Raw genomic sequence first — 20,726 nt, forward strand, 5'->3', positions numbered from 1 at the left:
AGGTTCGGAGCAGGGGGTGGAAATCAGATCCGGCCCCCCATTCAGGTCGCAACTAGAGCGCAGCCGCTACCCGGCTGCCTTGGTCGATAGCGCGTTTTGCATCGAGTTCGGCCGCTACATCGGCACCGCCGATCAGCTGCGCGTCGATGCCGGTGGCCTGCAGTTCGGCCAGCAGCGCGCGGTTCGGTTCCTGCCCGGCGCAGATCACCACATGGTCGACCGGCAACAGCTGCTCGTTGCCATCCACGCGGATGCGCAGCCCGTTGTCATCCACGCCCAAGTACTCCACGCCGCCGAGCATGCGCACGCCCTTGGCCTTGAGCGTGGCGCGGTGGATCCAGCCGGTGGTCTTGCCCAGCCGCGCACCGGGCTTGCCGGCGCTCCGCTGCAGCAGCCACAGGCGACGCGGCGAGGGCTCCACATGCGGGGTGGCCAGCGCGCCGCGAGCCTCGAAGTGGTGATCCACGCCCCATTCGGCCATCCAGCGCTGCGGGTCCAGCGAGGGCGAGGGGCCGGCATGGCTGAGGAACTCACCGACGTCGAAGCCGATGCCGCCGGCACCGATGATCGCCGCGCTGGGACCGACCTCGACCCGCCCCAGCACCACATCCAGGTAGCTGACCACCTTGGCATGGTCGGCGCCCGGGAAGTCGACCTTGCGCGGGGTGATGCCGGTGGCCAGCACCACGTGATCGAAGCCGGTCAGGCCGGTTGCGTCGGCCTGGGTGCCCAGCCGCAGCTGCACCCCGGTTTCAGCCAACTTGTGGCGGAAGTAGCGCAGCGTTTCATGGAACTCTTCCTTGCCGGGGATGCGCTTGGCCACGTTGAACTGGCCGCCGATCTCATCGCCGGCATCGAACAGAGTGACCTGGTGGCCGCGCTGTGCCGCCACGGTGGCGCAGGCCAGCCCGGCCGGACCGGCGCCGACCACCGCGATCTTCTTCGGCGCGGTGGTGGGGTGGTAGACGAGCTCGGTCTCGTGCGCGGCGCGCGGGTTGACCAGGCAGCTGGCCAGCTTGTTCTCGAACACGTGGTCCAGGCAGGCCTGGTTGCAGGCGATGCAGGTGTTGATCGTCTCGGCGCGACCGTCACGGGCCTTGTTCGGCCACTGCGGGTCGGCCAGCAGCGGGCGCGCCAGCGACACCATGTCGGCGCCCCCGTCGGCCAGGATGCGCTCGGCCACCTCGGGCATGTTGATGCGGTTGGTGGCCACCAGCGGCAGCGTCACATGCGGCTTGAGCTTGGCGGTGACCCCGGCGAAAGCCGCACGCGGCACCGAGGTGGCGATGGTCGGGATGCGTGCCTCGTGCCAGCCGATGCCGGAATTGATGATCGTTGCACCGGCCGCTTCGATGGCCTGCGCCTGCTGCACGATCTCTTCCCAGTTGCTGCCGTCGTCGACCAGATCGACCAGCGACAGTCGGTAGATGATGATGAAGTCCGGCCCGCAGGCCTCGCGGATGCGGCGCACGATCTCCACCGCGAAGCGCATGCGCTGGCGTGCGTCGCCGCCCCAGCGGTCGCTGCGCGTGTTGGTGCGCGGGGCGATGAACTCGTTGATGAGGTAGCCTTCCGAGCCCATCACTTCCACGCCGTCGTAGCCGGCCTCGCGGGCCAGCCTCGCACTGCGCGCGTAATCGGCGATATGCCGTTCGACGCCGCTGGCCGACAGCGCACGCGGCGTGAACGGATTGATCGGCGCCTTCAGCTTCGACGGCGCCACCGACAGCGGGTGGTAGGCATAGCGGCCGGCGTGCAGCAGCTGCAGGCAGATCTTCGCGCCGTGCTGGTGCGCTGCGGCGGTCAGCTGGCGGTGCGGGCGTACTTCCCACGGCCAGGACAGCTTGCCGCCGAACGGCTTCAGCCACCCCACCACGTTGGGGGCGAACCCGCCGGTGACGATCAGCCCGACGCCGCCCTCGGCGCGCTCGGCGAAGTAGGCGGCCAGGCGCGGGAAGTCGCGCGCGCGATCTTCCAGGCCGGTGTGCATCGAGCCCATCAGCACCCGGTTGCGCAGCTGGGTGAAGCCCAGGTCCAGCGGGGAGAACAGGTGCGGATAGGCGGTTTCGTTGGCTGGCGACATGGTCGATACGCTTGCGTACGGAAGCGCGCAGGGTGCCGCGAAACCGCCCCCGGAGCAAGGGCTGGTAGTGCCGGCCGATGACCGGCATCCCGATCAGCTCAGGGCGACTGCGGTTGCTGGCCAGCGGTCGGCACTACCGGAGCCGGGCGGCCGATGCCGAACCAGCCCAGCGTGAAGCCGCACAGCGGGCCGATCAGCAGGGCGAAGGCCAGGGTGCCCGCGCCGATGTTGCCACCCAACCACCAGCCCACCGCCAGCGCACTGCCTTCGATGAGGGTGCGGACTTTCCATATCGGCCAGCCGGTGCGCGCATGCAGGCCGGTCATCAGCCCATCGCGGGGGCCGGGGCCCAGGCGAGCGCCGATGTACAGGCCGGTAGCCAGCGCGATCAGCAGCAGCCCGGCGCAGAACAGCAGCAGCTGCCAGCCGAGGCCCACCGCCGGTGGCAGCAGCCAGAGGCCGAACTGTGCGGATGGACCGATCAGCAGCACGTTCAGCACGGTGCCCACACCGGGCTTCTGCCGCAGCGGCCACCACAGCAGCAGCACGGCCAGGCCGACCAGATTGGTGACCATTCCGAACGACAGCGGCGAATGCAGGGTGATGCCCTGTGACAGCACGTCCCACGGCGCCACACCGATGGCGGCACGCACCATCAGGGCAATGCCGGACCCATACAGGAACAGGCCGGTGACAAGCTGCAGCAGGCGCAGGGGGAGGGCGGTGGGCATCGGCGGTCCAGAGTGGGGAGGGTCTGTTCCCACCGTAATGTCTGTTCAAGCTTCGTTATAGATACAGATGCGGGCGGATCCGACATCACAGGTCAGTTACAGCCATGTGCGAACCCGGCCCCTGGCCAACGCGGTCCATTCCACTTAACTGACGCGATTGGCGTTAATCCGTTCCCGCCGTGCGCGGCCCTGCTGGGGCGTTGCGGGAAACGCAGAATATCGGCCGCGCGCTGCGACGGATTCTCTGTTCATGACCCCCGGTTCGAGCGTGTCCCGGTTGCGTAACGTGCGCCCAGCAAAAGGTTCCTCACGTGGATGGGTATGCACTGAATCCCCTCGGGAAGGGCTCTGCCAAACCTGTCGCTTACTCCCCTTAATCCCCTCCAAACCCTTGTCGCGCGGGGGTCTTGCGGATTTTCATGATCCTGTATAGGGTTTCAACGTCGGACCGGAGGCCGGCCGGGTGCGACGCTTCACATGTTACGTGACTGTTAACATGGCCTTCACCCGCCTGAGCATAATGTTCGCGGCGGTGGCGTGCTGAATCGGCTGTCGAACCTCGACGCAGTAGTGCTGGCCCATGCCTCTACCGGTTTCATACCCCCGAAATAGGAGCTGTACTCAATGAACAAGAAGATCCTTACTGCCGCGCTGCTGGGTGGTCTGGCTTTCGCCCAGGCTGCGTCCGCGCAGGAGTTCGATGACCGCTGGTACCTGACCGGTTCGGCCGGCTTCAACTTCCAGGACAGCGACCGTCTGACCAACGATGCTCCGTTCGTCACCCTGGGCCTGGGTAAGTTCATCAGCCCGAACTGGTCGCTGGACGGTGAGCTGAACTACCAGAACCCGAATTTCGACGCCAACCAGGATCTGAACTGGTCGCAGTACGGCGTGTCGTTCGACATGCGTCGCCACTTCATCAAGGAAGGCCGCGGCTGGAACCCGTACATCGTCGGTGGCCTGGGCTACCAGAAGTCGGAAGAAGAGTACGCTGCCGTCAACAACAACGGTCCGCGTGAGCGCAAGGACGGCAACCTGTCGGCCAAGCTGGGCGTCGGTCTGCAGACCACCTTTGAAAAGCGCGTTGCTGTCCGCGCCGAAGTGGCCTACCGCGCTGACTTCGACGACCAGAGCGTTGCCGCTCCGAACGAAAGCTGGTTCGGCGACGTGCTGGCTTCGGTCGGCGTCGTGATCCCGCTGGGCCCGGCCCCGGTGGCTGCTGTTGCTCCGGCTCCGGCTCCGGTTGCCCCGAGCTGCGCCGACCTGGATGACGACGGTGACGGCGTCAACAACTGCGACGACAAGTGCCCGAACTCGCAGCCGGGTCAGACCATCGGTCCGGACGGTTGCCCGGTGCCGGTTTCGATCGACCTGAAGGGCGTCAACTTCGACTTCGACAAGTCGAACCTGCGTCCGGACGCCGTGGCCATCCTGTCGGAAGCTTCGGAAATCCTGAAGCGTTACCCGGATCTGCGCGTTGAAGTGGCCGGTCACACCGACTCGAAGGGTACCGACGCTTACAACCAGAAGCTGTCCGAGCGTCGCGCCACCGCCGTGTACAACTACCTGACCCAGAACGGTGTGGACGCCAGCCGTCTGCAGGGCCCGATCGGCTACGGCGAGAGCCGTCCGATTGCTCCGAACACCAACCCGGATGGTTCGGATAACCCGGAAGGTCGCGCCAAGAACCGTCGTACCGAGCTGAACGTCCAGAACTAAGTTCTGACGCTCCGCCAGTAAGACACTGCAGGACCCGGCTTCGGCCGGGTCCTGTTGTTTGTGGCCTGCGAAAACGCGGCGCCTGCCTGTAAACAACCGTTCGTCGGCATTTTGCCCACAAAACCAATGAGTTGGCGTATTCATTGAAAGTGGCGCTTGAAAGCTGTCGCGGCATTGCTAAACTCGCCGCGTCACTTCCTTTCGTGGATGCCCCTCATGCTGCGCTCTGCATCGGCCGCCGTCCTGGCGCTGGCCCTGGTTCCCGTCGCCCACGCGGCGGTCGATTGCTCGGTCAACACCAGCGCCTCGCCGCTGCCCCTGCCGGCCACGGCCATCGCGCCGGTGGCTGATGAGCTCTACATCCGCGGTACCCAGCTGGGCATGTCTGCCGGCGTGCTGGGCAGTAGCTACGACCCCTCGCAGTCGCTGGACCAGGTGCTGCAGCGCCTGCGCATTGACGGCTGCCAGAACATCGCCAAGGCCATTCCCAGCGCACCGGCGGTGAAGCCGAACGATCCGGCCGCGTACAAGCCGCAGACCGAGTTCGACAACACCCCCTGGCGTTTTGACATGAGCCAGAACGGCAAGCGCATGACCGCCGAAGAGTTCGACGCCTGGATGAAGGCGCGCGGCGTGCGTGTGGTCAAGGCGCGACCGGCACCTGCGGCCGCTGTGACCCCGGCCCCCACCGAAGCACCGGCTGATACCAAGCCGGGCGAGAAGAAGTAAGCCGCGCGGGGAGCAGAGGCTTGCGCACGCGCCGCCCTCCTGCCGCCCCCGCCGCCCGCTCCCACGCCCCGCGTGGGCGTGCGAAACCCGCTGCCGCACCTGCCGGTGTCCGCCATGGCCTGGCGCGCGTGCTGTCCAAGGCGGGGATCTGTTCGCGCACCGAAGCCACACGCTGGATCGCCGAAGGTCGCGTGCGGGTATCCGGACGCATCGTCCGTGATCCCGAGTTTCCAATTGCACAGCCGGCACCGCCGATTGAAGTGGATGGCCAGCCCTTGGGCGCGCCGCAGCGCCTGTACCTGATGCTCAACAAGCCGCGCGGGGTGGTGACCACTGTGCAGGACGAGCGCGGCCGCGACACCGTCTACCGCTGCTTCGATGGCGCGGGCCTGCCCTGGATCGCGCCGGTCGGGCGGCTGGACAAGGCCAGCGAAGGCCTGCTGCTGTTCAGCAACGATCCGCAGTGGGCGGCGCGCCTGACCGACCCGCAGACCGGGCCGGACAAGACCTACCACGTACAGATCGACCGCCTGCCGGACGAGGCCGCGCTGGCCGCGCTGCAGGCCGGCATCGACGACGAGGGCGAGTTCCTGGTCGCCCGTGCCGTGCGCGTGCTGCGCAGCGGCGACAAGACCGCATGGCTGGAAGTGGTGCTGGAAGAGGGCCGCAACCGTCATATCCGCCGCCTGCTGGCGGCCTTCGACCTGCAGGTGCTGCGCCTGGTCCGGGTTGCGATCGGTGGGCTGGCGCTCGGCGATCTCGGCAAGGGCCAGTGGCGGGTGCTGGAGGTCAGTGACCAGCAGCGGCTGGGGGCCGCTGCGCCGGGCTGAAGTCCGGCCCACGGCCGGCAGCCGCCGGCCACCGTTCCAGGCGTAGGGGGCGTCTGGCTTTCGATTGACTTGAACGGAGCGTGCCCATGTACCCGACCCTCGACCGAACCCTGCGCTGCGCCGGCCTGTTGCTGCCGCTTGCCGTGCTGACCGCCTGTGGCGGCCACAAGAAGGTGGCCAAGGCAGAAACCCCGGTGGAAACGCCGGTGGTGGAAGTGAAAACCCCGGAACTGGACGGCCGCGGCAGTTACCGCTTCATGATGAGTGACGGCGACCGCAAGATGACCGCCGATGAGTTCGATGCCTGGATGAAGGCCAACGGCATCCGCGTGGCCAAGGGCAATGCCGCGGACGCCGCCGCCACGCCGGTGGTGGTGGCCAGCAAGGACGAGCCCAAGGACAAGAAGAAAAAGAAGAAGTGACGCGTATCGCGCGCTGCGCCCCTGGCACGTGCCGACCTTGGTCGGCACGCATCGGGTGATGGGGTCAGAGTCCTTCCCGGCGGAAAGGGATCCGACCCCGGCGCTTGTCAGCCCTTGATCACGCCCAGTTCCAGGCCGATGCGGGTGAAGGCATCGATGGCGCGGTCCAGGTGTTCGCGGGTATGCGCAGCGCTGATCTGGGTGCGGATGCGCGCCTGGCCCTTGGGAACCACCGGGAAGAAGAAGCCGATCGCGTAGATGCCTTCCTCGAGCAGGCGCTCGGCGAATTTCTGCGCCAGCGGTGCGTCGTACAGCATGACCGGGCTGATCGGGTGCACGCCCGGCTTCACGTCGAAACCAGCGGCCACCATCTTTTCGCGGAAGTAGCGGGTGTTGTCCACCAGCGTGCTGCGCAGGTCGTCAGCGGCGGCGAGCATCTCGAAGGCCTTGATGCCGGCGGCGACCACATGCGGCGGCAGCGAGTTGGAGAACAGGTACGGGCGCGAACGCTGGCGCAGCAGTTCGATCACTTCGGCGCTGGCGCAGGTAAAGCCACCCAGCGCGCCGCCCATGGCCTTGCCCAGGGTGCCGGTGATGATGTCGATCTTCTCCAGCACGCCCTTCACTTCGGCCGAACCGCGGCCGGTGGCACCGAGGAAGCCGGTGGCATGGCATTCGTCGATGTGCACCAGCGCGTTGTACTTCTTCGCCAGCGCGGTGATCTCGTCCAGCGGGGCGATGAAGCCGTCCATCGAGAACACGCCGTCGGTGGTGATCAGCTTGGTCCTGCAGCCGGCAGCATCGGCGGCCTGCAGCTGTGCTTCCAGGTCGGCCATGTCGCAGTTGGCGTAGCGGAAGCGCTTGGCCTTGCACAGGCGCACGCCGTCGATGATCGAGGCGTGGTTGAGCGAATCGGAGATGATCGCGTCGTTCTCGCCGAGCAGCGGCTCGAACAGGCCACCGTTGGCATCGAAGCACGCCGCGTACAGGATGGTGTCCTGCTTGCCGAAGAAGTCGGCGATCTGCTTTTCCAGCTGCTTGTGCAGGTCCTGGGTGCCGCAGATGAAGCGCACCGAGGCCATGCCGAAACCGTGGGTATCCAGGGCATCCTTGGCCGCCTGGATCAGGTCCGGATGGTCGGCCAGGCCCAGGTAGTTGTTGGCGCAGAAGTTGAGCACCGTGCGGCCATCGTCCAGGGTGATCTCGGCCGACTGGGGGCTGGTGATGATCCGTTCGGACTTGAACAGGCCCTGGGCGCGGATCGACTCCAGTTCTTCAACGTAGTGCTGGGTCAGCGGGGCAGCGGTGGCGTCGCTCATGGCAGGCAGTCTTCGGCACGGGAAACCAGTGATTTTACCTGCCGGCGCCTGTTCCGGGGACCGGCGCGGTGTCTGGCCCGGGGCGGGGCCGGACAACAGTTGCATACGTGATTGTTGCATCGCAATATCAATCCGGTTAAAAAACCGTAAACCCCGTCGTACTGCCCACCCCCACGTCTGGAGAGACCCCGCATGAACCACGCCACGCGCTGTACCGCCGCCGTTGTGCTCTGCGCCGCCCTGCTTGCCCCGTTTGCCGCCAGTGCGCAGGACGAAGCCGAATCGCCGTTCAGCTGGAACATCACCGGTGTCTCCGATTACGTGTTCCGTGGTGTGTCGCAGACCGACGAGAATCCCACCGGCCAGGCGGGCTTCACCTATACCTCGCCCGTGGGCCTGTATGCAGGCGTCTGGGGTTCGGGCGTGGACTTCGGGGATGGCAGCCCGGACTTCGAGGTGGACTACTTCGTCGGCTACAACATCGACGTCAGCGAGAACGTGAACTTCGACGTGATGGTCAACCGTTACACCTACCCGGGTGCCAGCGACCTGGCCTACAACGAGCTGATCACCAAGACCAGCTTCGCCAAGTACTACAACGTCACCGTGGCCTACAGCAACGACGTGTGGAACAGCAGCACCGATGGCTGGTACTACGCCGTGGGTGGCGAGTGGCCGCTGCCGAACGACTTCGCGATCACCGCCAATGTCGGCCGCAGCACCTTTGAACATGGCCTGGCCAAGGACTACACCGATTTCAACATCGGCGTCAGCCGCGCCATCGGCCTGGTCAATGTTGGCCTGGGCTTCTACGGCACCGATGGCAATGGCCGCGACAACTCGGGCAAGCTGGCCGACAACCGCGTGGTGCTGACGGTATCGGTCGGCAAGTGATCCGGCCTGGCTGAGGCCCACGAAAAAGGCGCCCGATGGGCGCCTTTTTCATTCCAGCAGCATTCCTGACCCCGGCTGGGGAAGAGCCCCCTTGTTGTTCAAGGGGGCGCGCCGAAGGCGCGGGGATAAGGAAGCCTGCGGGAGAACTGACCCGAAGGGTCAGTTCCAGCTCAGGACGACCTTGCCGGCCTTGCCTTCTTCCATCAGGTCGAAGCCCTTCTGGAAATCGTCGATCGGCAGCTGGTGGGTCATGACCTTGCCCAGCGGGAAACCGGACAGCACCAGCTGGGTCATCTTGTACCAAGTCTCGTACATCTTGCGGCCGTAGATGCCCTGCACGGTCAGGCCCTTGAAGATGATCTTGTCCCAGTCGCAGCCGGCGCCCTTGGGCATGATGCCGAGCATGGCGATCTTGCCGCCGTGGTACATGCAGTCCAGCATGTCGTTGAAGGCGCGCGGATTGCCGCTCATTTCCAGGCCCACGTCGAAGCCCTCCATGTGCAGTTCCTTCATCACGTCCTTCAGCGACGTGTTGGTGACATTGACCACGCGGGTCGCGCCCATGTCGGCGGCCAGCTTCAGGCGGAAGTCGTTGACGTCGGTGACCACCACGTTGCGCGCGCCGATGTGCTTGCAGATGCCGGCGGCGATGATGCCGATCGGGCCGGCACCGGTGATCAGCACGTCTTCACCGATCACGTCGAATTCCAGCGCGCAGTGCGCGGCGTTGCCGTAGGGGTCGAAGAACGCGGCCAGTTCGGACGGGATCTGGTCGGGGATCGGCCACAGGTTGCTGGCCGGCATCACCATGTATTCGGCGAAGGCGCCGTTGACGTTCACGCCGATGCCGACGGTGTTCGGGCACAGGTGCGGGCGGCCGCCGCGGCAGTTGCGGCAGTGGCCGCACACGATGTGGCCTTCGGCCGACACGCGCTGGCCGACTTCATAGCCGGTGACGGCCGAGCCGAGTTCGGCGATGCGGCCCACGAATTCGTGGCCGATGGTCAGGCCCGGCTTGATGGTGCGCTGGCTCCATTCGTCCCACAGGTAGATGTGCAGGTCGGTGCCGCAGATGGCGGTCTTTTCCAGCTTGATCAGGACCTCGTTCGGGCCCGGGGTCGGCACCGGAACCTCTTCGAGCCAGATGCCCTTGGCTGCTTCGCGCTTGACCAGGGCCTTCATCGTTTGCTGCGCCATCGGGTGGAACTCATCAGGGGGAAACTGCGGATTATAGAGGCCTGCGCGGAATTCCCATGTTGCGCTGCGGGTGCTTTGGCGGAACGAAAGGACGGGGAGGGTGGGCGTTTCGCACGCTGCGCGAACGGCGGCGCCTGCCTTCCCCCGGGGGTGGCCACGCGCCCTCCGGAGGCCCTAAGGGAGCGCGGAGGCCATCCGCCCGGATAGGGGGGCGGGCCAGCCCATGACTTCCGGGGATCGGGGCGGGGCAGGGGCTGGGCTACACTCGGCGGTTCTTTCACCAGGGGCCGCTCCATGCGCTCGAACCTGCTTGCTTTCTCCGTCGTCGCCAGCCTCGGGCTGGTCCAGGTCGCCCATGCCGCCGAAGGCATGTGGGTGCCGCAGCAGCTGCCGGAAATCGCCGGTCCGCTGCAGAAGGCCGGCCTGAAGCTGTCCCCTGAACAGCTGGCCGACCTGACCGGCGACCCGATGGGCGCGGTGGTCGCACTCGGCGGCTGCACCGCCAGCTTCGTTTCCCCGCAGGGCCTGGTGGTCACCAACCACCACTGCGCCTACGGTGCCATCCAGCTCAATTCGACCGCGCAGAAGAACCTGATCAAGGATGGCTTCAACGCACCGACCCTGAAGGACGAACTGAGCGCCGGCCCGAACGCGCGCGTGTTCGTGCTCGACCAGATCACCGACGTCACCGCCCAGGCCAAGGCGGCCATCGCAGCGGCCGGCAAGGACCCGCTGGCCCGCAGCCGCGCGCTGGATGCCTTCGACAAGGCCCAGGTGGCCGCCTGTGAAGCCGATGCCGGCTTCCGTTGCCGCCTGTACTCGTTCAGCGGTGGTAACACCTACCGCCTGTTCCGCAACATGGAAATCAAGGATGTGCGCCTGGTCTACGCGCCCCCGGGCAGCGTCGGCAAGTTTGGTGGCGACATCGACAACTGGATGTGGCCGCGCCACACCGGCGATTTCTCGTTCTACCGCGCCTACGTCGGCAAGGATGGCAAGCCGGCGGCGTTCTCGGCCGACAACGTGCCGTACCAGCCCAAGCACTTCCTGAAGTTCGCCGACCAGCCGCTGGGTGCCGACGACTTCGTGATGGTGGCCGGCTACCCGGGCCGCACCAACCGCTATGCCCTGGCCGGTGAGTTCAACGAGACCGCCAGCTTCACCTACCCGACCATCGCCCGGCACTACAACGCGGTGCTGAAGATGATCGACGAGGCCGGCAAGGCCGACCCGGACGTGAAGGTGAAGTACGCCGCCACCGCCGCCAGCATGAACAACGTGGCCAAGAATTACCTGGGCCAGCTGGAAGGCTTCAAGCGCATCGACGCAGCCGGCCAGAAGCAGGCCGAAGAAGCAGCCGTGCTGGCCTGGCTGAAGAAGCAGGGTGCCGCCGGCAAGCCGGCCCTGGCCGCGCATGCCCAGCTGCTCAAGCACCTGGATACCAGCAAGGCCACGCGTGAGCGCGATCTGTTCGTGTCGCAGTTCAACAACACTTCGGCGGTCAGCGCCGCCATCACCTTGTACCGCCTGTCGATCGAGCGCGCCAAGCCGGATGCCGAGCGCGAAGCGGGCTACCAGCAGCGCGACCTGACCACCATCGAAGGTGGCCTGAAGCAGATGGACCGCCGCTACGTGGCGAAGATGGACCAGCAGCTGCAGACCTACTGGCTGGACCAGTACGTGGCCCTGCCGGCCGCACAGCGCGACAACGCCGTGCTGAACACCTGGCTGGGGGGCAGCGATGCCGCCGCCGTGAAGTCGCTGGTGGTCAAGCTGTCGGGCACCGAACTGGGTGGCCTGGACGCGCGTCTGAAGTGGTTCAACGCCGACCGCGCCGCCTTTGAAGCCAGTACCGACCCGGCCATCCAGTATGCGGTGGCCGTCATGCCGGCGCTGCTGAAGCAGGAAGAACAGCGCAAGATCCGTGAAGGCGAATCGCTGACCGCGCGTCCGCTGTACCTGCAGGCCGTGGCGGACTACAAGAAGAGCCAGGGCGAGTTCGTGTACCCCGATGCCAACCTGTCGCTGCGCATCACCTTCGGCAATGTGATGGGCTACGGCAAGGACGGCGTGCAGTACACCCCGTTCACCACCCTGGAAGGCGTGGCCGCGAAGGAAACCGGTGAAGATCCCTTCGATTCGCCGAAGGCACTGCTCGCTGCGGTCAAGGCCAAGCGTTACGGTGGCCTGGAAGACAAGCGCATCGGTTCGGTGCCGGTGAACTTCCTGTCCAACCTGGACATCACCGGCGGCAACTCCGGTTCGCCGGTGCTGGATGCGCACGGCAAGCTGGTCGGCCTGGCCTTTGACGGCAACTGGGAATCGGTCAGCTCCAACTGGGTGTTCGACCCGGTGATGACCCGCATGATTGCCGTGGACAGCCGCTACATGCAGTGGATCATGCAGGAAGTGGCGCCGGCGCCGCAGCTGCTGAAGGAGCTGAACCTGGCGAAGTAAGGTCGTGCCGGCCGCTGGCCGGCAACCCCGGCAGGCCGGGTCGGTGGTTCATCCACGCATGGCGTGGATCTACTGAACGCCCATCCACGCATGGCGTGGATCTACCAACCCCGCGACCCCGGTCGCGGGGTTTTTTCATGCCCCGACCGGCCCGGTCCGCCGAACAGGTATCATCCCTGTTCCGCGTACTTCACAGGATGTGAACGAAGCGCGGAAACCTCCTCCCCCCAGGACCCCTTGTTCGCATGCGCATCCTGCTTGCCCGTCACGGCGAAACGCCGTGGAACGCCGAAGGCCGCTACCAAGGCCAGATCGACATCCCGCTTTCGCCCATCGGCGAAGCCCAGGCCCAGGCGCTGGGCGCCCGTCTCGCTTCGGTGGACATCGCCCGTGCGGTGGCGTCGCCGCTGTCGCGCGCCCAGCTGACCGCCCAGCTCGCTCTTGGCGCCGACCGCGCCGGCATGCTGCAGACCGAACCGGATCTGCAGGAAATCGCCCACGGTGAGTGGGAAGGCCTGCTGGCCAGCGAGATCAATGAAAAAGATCCGTCACGCCTGAAGGCCTGGCGTGAAGAACCCGATACCGTGCTGATGCCCGGCGGCGAATCGCTGCGGCTGGTGCTGGAACGCAGCTGGCGGGGCCTGGCGCGTGCCGCCGAAGGCCTGGGTGAGGACGACACCCTGCTGGTGGTCGCACATGACGCGGTCAACCGGGTGATCCTGTGCAAGGTGCTGGGTCTGCCGATCTCCCGCCTGTGGACCTTCCGCCAGGCACCGACCACGCTGAATCTGCTGGAAGGCGCCGACATCGACAGCCTGGAAGTCGTCCGCCTGAACGATTGCGCCCACCACACGCCGTTCTTCGGCGAAGCCAAGCACCGCGCCCTCTGATCCCGAACCACCTGCTTCTGCCGGAACCCCTGCCGTGACGAACACCCCGACCACCCTGGCCGATTGGCTGGATTACATCGAACGCCAACACCCGGCGACCATCGACATGGGCCTGGAGCGCGTCCGCGCCGTGGCCACCGCGATGGGACTGGGGACACCGGCCAAGCACACCATCGTGGTCGGTGGAACCAATGGCAAAGGCTCCACGGTTGCCTTCATCGAGGCCATCGGTCGTGCCGCCGGCTGGAAGGTCGGCGCGTACACCTCGCCGCACCTGCTGCGCTACAACGAGCGGGTGCGCATTGATGGCCAGGAGGTTGACGATGCCGCACTGGTCACGGCGTTCAACACGGTGGAAGCGGCGCGGGGTGACATCACCCTGACCTATTTCGAGTACGGCACACTGGCCGCGCTGCAGCTGTTCGCCGATGCCGGGCTGGACCTGGCGGTGCTTGAAGTGGGGCTGGGTGGGCGCCTGGATGCGGTCAACATCATCGATGCGGACGTGTCGGTCATCACCACCGTGGACATCGACCATGCCGAGTGGCTGGGCGAAGACCGCGAGGCGATCGGCGCGGAGAAGGCCGGCATCATCCGCGGCTGGAAGCCGGTCATCCTGGGCGAGACCGATCCGCCATCCAGTGTGCTGGCGCGCGCCTACCTGGTGGGCGCCAATGCGATCCGCGGTGGCAGTGATTACTTCTACGAACCGATCGACGCGCAGCGCTGGCGCTGGCGCGATGTCGGCCTGCGCATGGAACTGCCGACCCCGGCCCTGGCCGGTCCAATCCAGCTGGCCAATGCCGGTGCGGCCATCGCCGCCCTGCGCGCGCTGGACCGTCCGGTGCCGCGTTCGGCCTGGGCGGCCGGTGTCGCCGCCGCGCGCATTGCAGGCCGCATGCAGGCCTTCGAGCGTGATGGCGTGCAGATCCGCGTGGACGTCGGCCACAACCCGCAGGCTGCAGGCCAGCTGGCCCGCGCGCTGAACGCCGAAGTGATGCCCGGCCGCACCCTGGCGGTGTACGCGGCGTTGCAGGACAAGGACGCCGCCGGTGTGGTGCAGGCGCTGCAGGACAGCGTCGCGCAGTGGACCCTGGCCGGCCTGGAAGGCCCGCGTGGGCAGACCGCGCAGCAGCTGCGCTCGCGCCTGGTCGATACCCCGGCCGCCACGGCCGGACTGGCCGACAGCGTTGATCTGGCGCTGCAGCAGGTGCTGGCCCAGGCCGAAAGCGGTGACCGGGTGCTGGTGTTCGGCTCGTTCCATACCGCCGCTGCCGCGCTGCAGTGGTTGCAGGATCACCCCTGATCCACGTTCAGCCAGTGCCGACGCCGTTGCGGCCGGCACCCGTATAATCGACCCAACTCCAGCCTGTCGCCTGCCTCACGTGGATACGCCCCTGAAACAGCGTCTGATTGGTGCCATCGTCCTGGTGGCCTTGGCCGTGATCTTCCTGCCGATGCTGGTCAAGGGGCCTGCCCCGGACAGCGGCGTGGCCAATGTGCCCCTTGCTGCGCCGGACGCGCCGGGCGATGGCCAGTTCGAGACCCGCGAACTGCCGCTGGTCGCGCCGGCCGGTGGCGCCACCGGGCTGCAGAGCGGCCAGGCCAGGCCGGTCGAAGAGGCCGCCGCACCGGCTGCTCCGCCGACCGTCGATACGTCGCCGGCAGTAGCCGCCGGCAACTACGCGGTTACCTTCGGTGCCTACGGCAGCCAGGCCGACGCCGATGCGGTCATCGCCTACCTCAAGCGTTCGCAGCTGCCGGGCTTCAGCGAAACCGCGTCAATCAATGGCCGCCCGGCCTGGCGTGTACGCGTCGGGCCGTATGCCGACCGCGCCGAGGCCGAGGCCGCCCGCCTGCAGGCGGTGAAGGTGCGAGGCGACGTGAAGGCCGAGGTGATCACCCTGGATGCCAGCACGGCCCCGTCGACGGCGGTTGCCGCAACCCCGTCTGCGCCCAGCGCCAGCACCCCGGTCGCTGCGCCGTCGCCGTCGACTGCCGGCAACCCGGTGCACAGCGAAAGCCTGCCGGCCAGCACCGCGACCGTTGCGACGCCGCCAGCACCCAAGCCGGAAGCACCCAAGCCCCAGCCCAAGCCCGAGCCGGCCAAGCCGAAGCCGGAGGCGACGGCGAGCAAGCCCGATGCACCGGCCACGCCGGCGGCCCCGGCCGCCAGCAGTGTCGGCTTCGCCGTTCAGCTGGGTGCGTTCGGCCAGGCCAACGATGCCAATGCGCTGCGCGACAAGGTCCGTGCCGCCGGCTTCAGCGCCTTCGTCGAACAGGTGCGGACCGAGAAGGGCACCCTGCATCGTGTACGCGTGGGGCCGGTGGCCAACCGCGCCGACGCTGAGCAGTTGAAGGCGCAGGTCGCCGCCAAGGTCGGTGTGGCCGGCATGGTGCGCCCGCACCCATGACGCGGCCGATCACCCGCCGCAGGCAGGAGAGGGCGGCGTGATCGACATCGTGCTGGGCGTGCTGATTGCCGCTTCGGTACTGTTCGGCCTCATGCGTGGCTTCGTCGGCACCGTCGTAGCCCTGCTGTCCTGGTTGCTTGCCGGCTGGGCGGCCTTCACGTTCGGCAGCCAGGCGGCACACGCCTGGGCAGCCCCGCAGGCGCCCGGCAGTGGTCACTACCTTGCCGGTTACCTGGGCGTCTTCATCGCCACCGTCGTGGTGGTGGGGCTGCTGGGCCTGCTGCTCAAGGCGGCCATCAAACTCTCCCTGCTGGGCGGCGTGGATCGCCTGCTGGGCGGCGCACTGGGCCTGCTGCGTGGGCTGCTGCTCGCCAGCGTGCTGTTGCTGCTGGCCGGATTCACCGCGCTGCCGGGCGAGCCGTCATGGCAGCAGTCGCAGCTGCGCCCGCTGCTGCAGCCGGCCGTCGTCTGGATGCAGGCACAGCTGCCCGCGTGGGGGGAAAGCCTGCCGCTGGAGGGCCTGCTGCCCGACCATCTGCCCTTGCCTCTGCCGGAAAACGCCCCATCTGCTGTGCAGGTGTTGGGCAAGCCGGTCGTGACAGGCGATAATGGCGTTCTCAACGAGGTAGTGGCGGGCGGCGGATGGCCGCGGCCCGTGGACGCACAGCAGGAGCCCGCCGCGGCTTCGGCACTGCCCAGCAGCATCGAGCCGGCGCCCGAGCGTCCGGCACGGCCCGCGCCCGCTGCGGGCGGAACCCCAGGCCAGGTACGGCCGCCTTCCTTGTAACTGGGCACGGCCCAGCGGAGACCTCGCATCATGTGTGGCATCGTCGGAATCGTCGGCAACCAGAACGTCGCCGGGCAGTTGTATGACGGCTTGACCGTCCTCCAGCATCGCGGCCAGGACGCGGCAGGCATCGCCACCGCCAACGGCAGCCGCCTGCGGGTGCAGAAGGCCACCGGGCTGGTCCGGGACGTGTTCGATGCTCGCACCATGTCCACCCTGGAAGGCAGCGTCGGCATCGCCCATGTGCGTTATCCGACCGCCGGTTCGGAAGGCATGGACGAGGCGCAGCCGTTCTATGTGAACTCGCCGTATGGCATCGCGCTGGCCCACAACGGCAACCTGATCAATACCGAAGCCCTGCGCCAGCAGGTGTTCGAGCAGGACCGCCGCAACGTCAACACCGATTCGGACAGCGAAGTGCTGCTGAACGTGTTCGCCTACGAACTGGAACAGCAGCGCCAGCTCAGCCCGGAAGCGGCGATCCGCGCCGTGGCCGGCGTGCACCGCCGCTGCAAGGGCGGCTATGCGGTGGTCAGCGTGGTGCTGGGCCTGGGCCTGGTCGCCTTCCGCGATCCGCATGGCATCCGCCCGCTGGTGCTGGGCAAGCGCAGCCATGCCGAAGGTGACGAGTACATCGTGGCCTCCGAATCGGCGGCGCTGGACGTGCTGGGCTTCCAACGCGTGCGCGACGTGCAGCCGGGCGAAGCGCTGGTCATCACCGCGCGCGGCGAACTGTTCTCGGAGATCTGCGCCGAGCCGGCCGAGCACACCCCGTGCATCTTCGAGTACGTGTACTTCGCACGCCCCGATTCGATGATCGACAACGTGTCGGTGCACAAGGCGCGCATGCGCATGGGCATCAAGCTGGGTGAGAAGATCCTGCGCCTGCGCCCGGACCACGACATCGACACCATCATCCCGATCCCGGACACCTCGCGCGATGCCGCGCTGGAAATCTCCAACGTACTCGGCGTGAAGTACCGCGAGGGCTTCATCAAGAACCGCTACATCGGCCGCACCTTCATCATGCCGGGGCAGGGTGAGCGGGTGAAGTCGGTGCGCCGCAAGCTCAACCCGATCCACCTGGAGTTCCGCAACCGCGTGGTGCTGCTGGTGGACGACTCGATTGTGCGCGGCACCACCAGCCAGCAGATCGTGCAGATGGCCCGCGATGCAGGCGCGCGCAAGGTCTACCTGGCCAGCGCCGCCCCGCCAGTCCGGTTCCCGAACATCTACGGCATCGACATGCCGGCGGCCGAGGAACTGGTGGCGCACAACCGCACGGTGGAAGAGATCGAAGCCCACCTCGGCTGCGACTGGCTGATCTACCAGGATATCGAGGACATGGAAGCGGCGGTGAGCGAAGGCAACACGGCGCTACGCAGCTTCGATTCGTCCTGCTTCAACGGCCACTACCCGACGGGCATCGAGCCGGGCTACTTCGAGCGCATCCAGCAGCTGCGTTCGGACGACGCCAAGCACAAGCGCCGCGCCTGAGGTCCAGGCCGTGGTGGATGTCCCCGACGTCGGTGGTGATCTGCTGCGCGCTGCGCAGCAGTGCCTGGCCGAGGCCGACCCGCTGCGCAAGGTGGCGCTGACCCAGGCCTATGCCGCTGCGTTCCGCGCCGGCCGCCTGAAAGTGGCCGCCGACGCAGGCCCACCGGAGGCGATCCGCATGCCTGGCCGCCCCGCGCAGCTGGTGCTGGTGCATCCGCGGCAGGTGCCGCGGCGTGGGCTGGGCGGCGTTGAAGGTCGCGCGGCCTTCATCCATGCCATTGCCCATATTGAACTGAACGCGATCGACCTGGCCTGGGATGCGGTGTATCGCTTCCGGGGCCTGCCGGCGGCGTTCCATGCCGACTGGGTGAGCTGCGCCGACGACGAGTCGCGGCACTTCCTGCTGCTGCGCGAGCGGCTGCAGGCGCATGGCCACGAATACGCCGATTTCCCCGCGCACAATGGCCTGTGGGAAATGTGCGAGAAGACCGCGCGCGACGGCCTGGCCCGCATGGCGCTGGTACCACGGGTACTGGAAGCACGCGGGCTGGACGTGACGCCGGGCATGATCGAGAAGCTGCGCAATGTCGGTGATGCTGACACCGCCGACGTGCTGGAAGTGATTCTGCGCGAGGAAGTCGCACACGTCGCCGCGGGTTCACGCTGGTACCGCTGGTACTGTGAGCGCGCCGGTGTCGAGCCGCGCGCACGGTTCAAGGCGCTGCTGCAGGAATATGCCGGCGGCTACCTGCACGGTCCGTTCAACCTGGAAGCACGCCTGCTGGCCGGCTTTGATGCCGACGAACTGGCCAACCTGATCGAACAGGCCGGTTGATCGGCGCCGGTTGGCGGCATCCACGCATGGCGTGGATCTACTTCACCTGGCCGTGCCAGTAGATCCACGCCATGCGTGGATGCGTGTCAGGTGCCAGTAGATCCACGCCATGCGTGGATACGCGACACGCACCAGTAGATCCACGCCATGCGTGGATACGTGCCAGGCGCCAGTAGATCCACGCCATGCGTGGATACGTGTCAGGCGCCAGTAGATCCACGCCATGCGTGGATGCGTGTCAGGCGCCAGTAGATCCACGCCATGCGTGGATACGCGACACGCACCAGTAGATCCACGCCATGCGTGGATACGTGTCAGGCGCCAGTAGATCCACGCCATGCGTGGATACGTGTCAGGCGCCAGTAGATCCACGCCATGCGTGGATGCGCGACACGCACCAGTAGATCCACGCCATGCGTGGATACGCGTCAGGCGCCAGTAGATCCACGCCATGCGTGGATACGCATTACGTGTTGGGCAACACCACGCGCTTGCCATCCACCGTTGGCCGGTTGATGTAGAACAACCCGGGCCCCGGCCGATAGGGCAACTCGCTTACGCCGGCGTCGGCGGTGTAGGTCAGCGCGGTGTCGCCCAAGGCATCGAAGTTCCAGTGCGCCGACTGCATCAGGTAGCGGCGGCGCAGCAGTGCTTCCTGGGTCGGGGTCAGTGCCTGGCCCTCCAGCAGCCGCCGCGCGATCGGCTGCAGTGCTGCGGGCAGCGCCCATGCCCCCACGTCGGCGGCCTCGGCGGTCCACTGCACGCCGGCGTCGCGGGCCTGCCGCTGCATCACCTGCAGCGCGATCAACTGGTAGCGCCAGTCGATGCGCCGGCGCAGCACCACGGCCGCGGTCACGTACAGCACCGGGGCCAGCAGCACACTGCGGCTTCCCGCGCGGCGCTGCTGCTGCCACTGGTGCCAGACATCCACCCAGACTTCCTTGTCATTCAGGCCCAGCTGCTGCCGCCAGCGCTCCGCGTCGGCCTGCGCCTCTGCGTAGACGGTAGTCGCCTGCAGCATGGCCAGGGACGGTGTCTGCTGCTCGGCCACCGCTGGCCGCCGGACCTGCTGCCTGCGGGGGCGGCTCAGCAGTTTCGGTCCCTCTTCGGTCTGGTCGTAGCCGCCGCCGATGTTGGCGTGCACACCGGGCAGCATGATTTCCGCATGTGCGGGTGCGACCGTGGTGAGCGCGTAGTGCTGGCGGTGTTCATCGCGGGCCACCAGCTGTACCACGCGGCCGGCGATGCCCGCAGGCAGGGCCAGTTGCGGCTGCTCATCGGCACGGCCACCGCTGACCGCGACCACCGTGTCGAACAGGCCGATGAAGCGCAGCGCCGGGCGTTGCACGACGAAATCCACCGCGCAGGACAGGCCGGCCTGCACCAGCAGTTGCCGCCAGCGTGTGCCGTCCCACCCGTGCAACTGGTTCGCAAGGTCGCGTGCGGCGGTGGCACCACGCGAGTAACCGAACAGATCTACCTGCACGCTGTGCAGCGGCTCGTGGTACCTGGCGGCGAGCGCAGCCAGCGCGGCGGGCAGCAGTACCTGCAGCGCGCGCTGCACCTTGGCGCGCACGCCGCTGGCACCTATGCCGAAGGCCAGCCCGATCAGATCGTCCTCGGCATCGTCGCGGGTGCCGACGCCCTCGACATAGATCGCCAGTGACGCGCCGACGCCCGCAGTACGCCGGCTGTCCGGATACAGCTGGTACAGGCGCGCGATGTTCGTGGTGCCGTTGTCGTAGCTGCTGGTCAGCCGGCTCTGGTAGGTCGAGTCGTCGTCGGCGCGCAGCAGGGCAGGGCGCGGCTGCGGTGCCTGCGGGCGCCCGAGCGCGAGGTTGTGCACGTTGTTGCGGGTGCCATCGAAAAACAGGCCAATACGCAGCACGCCTGCATCGGCGGTGCTGTCTGCGTGCTGCTGC

17 protein-coding genes are annotated in these 20,726 nt (G+C 67.2%); 12 read left to right on the forward strand and 5 right to left on the reverse strand.

What is annotated here, in order from left to right:
* Nucleotides 1-52: 52 nt before the first annotated feature.
* Both C1924_RS04170 and C1924_RS04175 read right to left on the reverse strand, forming a co-directional pair.
* On the reverse strand, nt 53-2,083 hold the full coding sequence (locus C1924_RS04170) for an NADPH-dependent 2,4-dienoyl-CoA reductase (RefSeq protein ID WP_108764174.1): 2,031 nt from the start codon (nt 2,081-2,083) through the stop codon (nt 53-55).
* 98 nt (nt 2,084-2,181) lie between these two features.
* Complete coding sequence (locus C1924_RS04175; RefSeq protein ID WP_108764175.1) at nt 2,182-2,814, reverse strand: hypothetical protein; 633 nt, start codon at nt 2,812-2,814, stop codon at nt 2,182-2,184.
* A gap of 624 nt (nt 2,815-3,438) precedes the next feature.
* Between C1924_RS04175 and C1924_RS04180 the strand changes: the two genes are divergently transcribed.
* The 4 genes from C1924_RS04180 to C1924_RS04195 all read left to right on the forward strand — a co-directional run bounded on the left by C1924_RS04180 (nt 3,439) and on the right by C1924_RS04195 (nt 6,514).
* Nucleotides 3,439-4,533: an OmpA family protein gene (locus C1924_RS04180; RefSeq protein WP_108764176.1), complete on the forward strand. Its 1,095-nt coding sequence runs from the start codon at nt 3,439-3,441 to the stop codon at nt 4,531-4,533.
* A 216-nt stretch (nt 4,534-4,749) separates the two neighbouring features.
* Nucleotides 4,750-5,262 carry a hypothetical protein gene (locus tag C1924_RS04185; protein WP_108764177.1) on the forward strand — a complete coding sequence of 171 codons (513 nt, stop codon included), beginning with the start codon at nt 4,750-4,752 and terminating at the stop codon, nt 5,260-5,262.
* Nucleotides 5,263-5,282: 20 nt separating this feature from the next.
* A complete protein-coding gene (locus C1924_RS04190; RefSeq protein ID WP_174208938.1) occupies nt 5,283-6,092 on the forward strand; it encodes a pseudouridine synthase in 810 nt (269 codons plus the stop codon).
* Nucleotides 6,093-6,178: 86 nt separating this feature from the next.
* Entirely contained in the window at nt 6,179-6,514 is a 336-nt protein-coding gene (locus C1924_RS04195; protein WP_108764179.1) for a hypothetical protein, read from the forward strand.
* Nucleotides 6,515-6,621: 107 nt separating this feature from the next.
* Here C1924_RS04195 and kbl read toward each other — a convergent pair whose 3' ends face one another.
* The gene (kbl, locus tag C1924_RS04200; protein ID WP_108764180.1) at nt 6,622-7,833 is read right to left on the reverse strand and encodes a glycine C-acetyltransferase; all 1,212 of its coding nucleotides are present in this window, start codon (nt 7,831-7,833) and stop codon (nt 6,622-6,624) included.
* Between the two features lie 192 nt (nt 7,834-8,025).
* On the opposite strand from kbl, the gene C1924_RS04205 reads away from it, so the two are divergent.
* Nucleotides 8,026-8,727 carry a TorF family putative porin gene (locus C1924_RS04205; protein WP_108764181.1) on the forward strand — a complete coding sequence of 234 codons (702 nt, stop codon included), beginning with the start codon at nt 8,026-8,028 and terminating at the stop codon, nt 8,725-8,727.
* A 159-nt stretch (nt 8,728-8,886) separates the two neighbouring features.
* Here the strand turns inward: C1924_RS04205 and tdh are convergent, their stop codons facing one another.
* The gene (gene tdh / locus C1924_RS04210; protein ID WP_108766964.1) at nt 8,887-9,909 is read right to left on the reverse strand and encodes an L-threonine 3-dehydrogenase; all 1,023 of its coding nucleotides are present in this window, start codon (nt 9,907-9,909) and stop codon (nt 8,887-8,889) included.
* 309 nt (nt 9,910-10,218) lie between these two features.
* Between tdh and C1924_RS04215 the strand changes: the two genes are divergently transcribed.
* From C1924_RS04215 to C1924_RS04245, 7 genes are all read left to right on the forward strand, one after another.
* Nucleotides 10,219-12,381, forward strand: coding sequence for a S46 family peptidase (locus C1924_RS04215; RefSeq protein ID WP_108764182.1), 2,163 nt, complete (start codon nt 10,219-10,221; stop codon nt 12,379-12,381).
* Nucleotides 12,382-12,626: 245 nt separating this feature from the next.
* Nucleotides 12,627-13,271 carry a histidine phosphatase family protein gene (locus C1924_RS04220; RefSeq protein ID WP_108764183.1) on the forward strand — a complete coding sequence of 215 codons (645 nt, stop codon included), beginning with the start codon at nt 12,627-12,629 and terminating at the stop codon, nt 13,269-13,271.
* Nucleotides 13,272-13,305: 34 nt separating this feature from the next.
* Nucleotides 13,306-14,577, forward strand: a complete 1,272-nt coding sequence (gene folC / locus C1924_RS04225; protein ID WP_108764184.1) for a bifunctional tetrahydrofolate synthase/dihydrofolate synthase — start codon at nt 13,306-13,308, stop codon at nt 14,575-14,577.
* Between the two features lie 79 nt (nt 14,578-14,656).
* Nucleotides 14,657-15,685, forward strand: coding sequence for an SPOR domain-containing protein (locus C1924_RS04230; RefSeq protein ID WP_108764185.1), 1,029 nt, complete (start codon nt 14,657-14,659; stop codon nt 15,683-15,685).
* A gap of 37 nt (nt 15,686-15,722) precedes the next feature.
* Nucleotides 15,723-16,472: a CvpA family protein gene (locus C1924_RS04235; protein WP_108764186.1), complete on the forward strand. Its 750-nt coding sequence runs from the start codon at nt 15,723-15,725 to the stop codon at nt 16,470-16,472.
* A 30-nt stretch (nt 16,473-16,502) separates the two neighbouring features.
* A complete protein-coding gene (gene purF, locus C1924_RS04240) occupies nt 16,503-17,969 on the forward strand; it encodes an amidophosphoribosyltransferase (RefSeq protein ID WP_108764187.1) in 1,467 nt (488 codons plus the stop codon).
* A 10-nt stretch (nt 17,970-17,979) separates the two neighbouring features.
* Nucleotides 17,980-18,804 (forward strand): ferritin-like domain-containing protein, encoded by an 825-nt coding sequence (locus C1924_RS04245; protein ID WP_108764188.1) that lies wholly within the window; start codon nt 17,980-17,982, stop codon nt 18,802-18,804.
* 466 nt (nt 18,805-19,270) lie between these two features.
* Here C1924_RS04245 and C1924_RS04250 read toward each other — a convergent pair whose 3' ends face one another.
* Nucleotides 19,271-20,692, reverse strand: coding sequence for a DUF2235 domain-containing protein (locus C1924_RS04250; protein ID WP_108764189.1), 1,422 nt, complete (start codon nt 20,690-20,692; stop codon nt 19,271-19,273).
* Nucleotides 20,693-20,726 lie beyond the last annotated feature (34 nt).

Origin of the sequence: Stenotrophomonas sp. ESTM1D_MKCIP4_1, assembly GCF_003086895.1 — a bacterium.
Lineage (GTDB): Bacteria > Pseudomonadota > Gammaproteobacteria > Xanthomonadales > Xanthomonadaceae > Stenotrophomonas.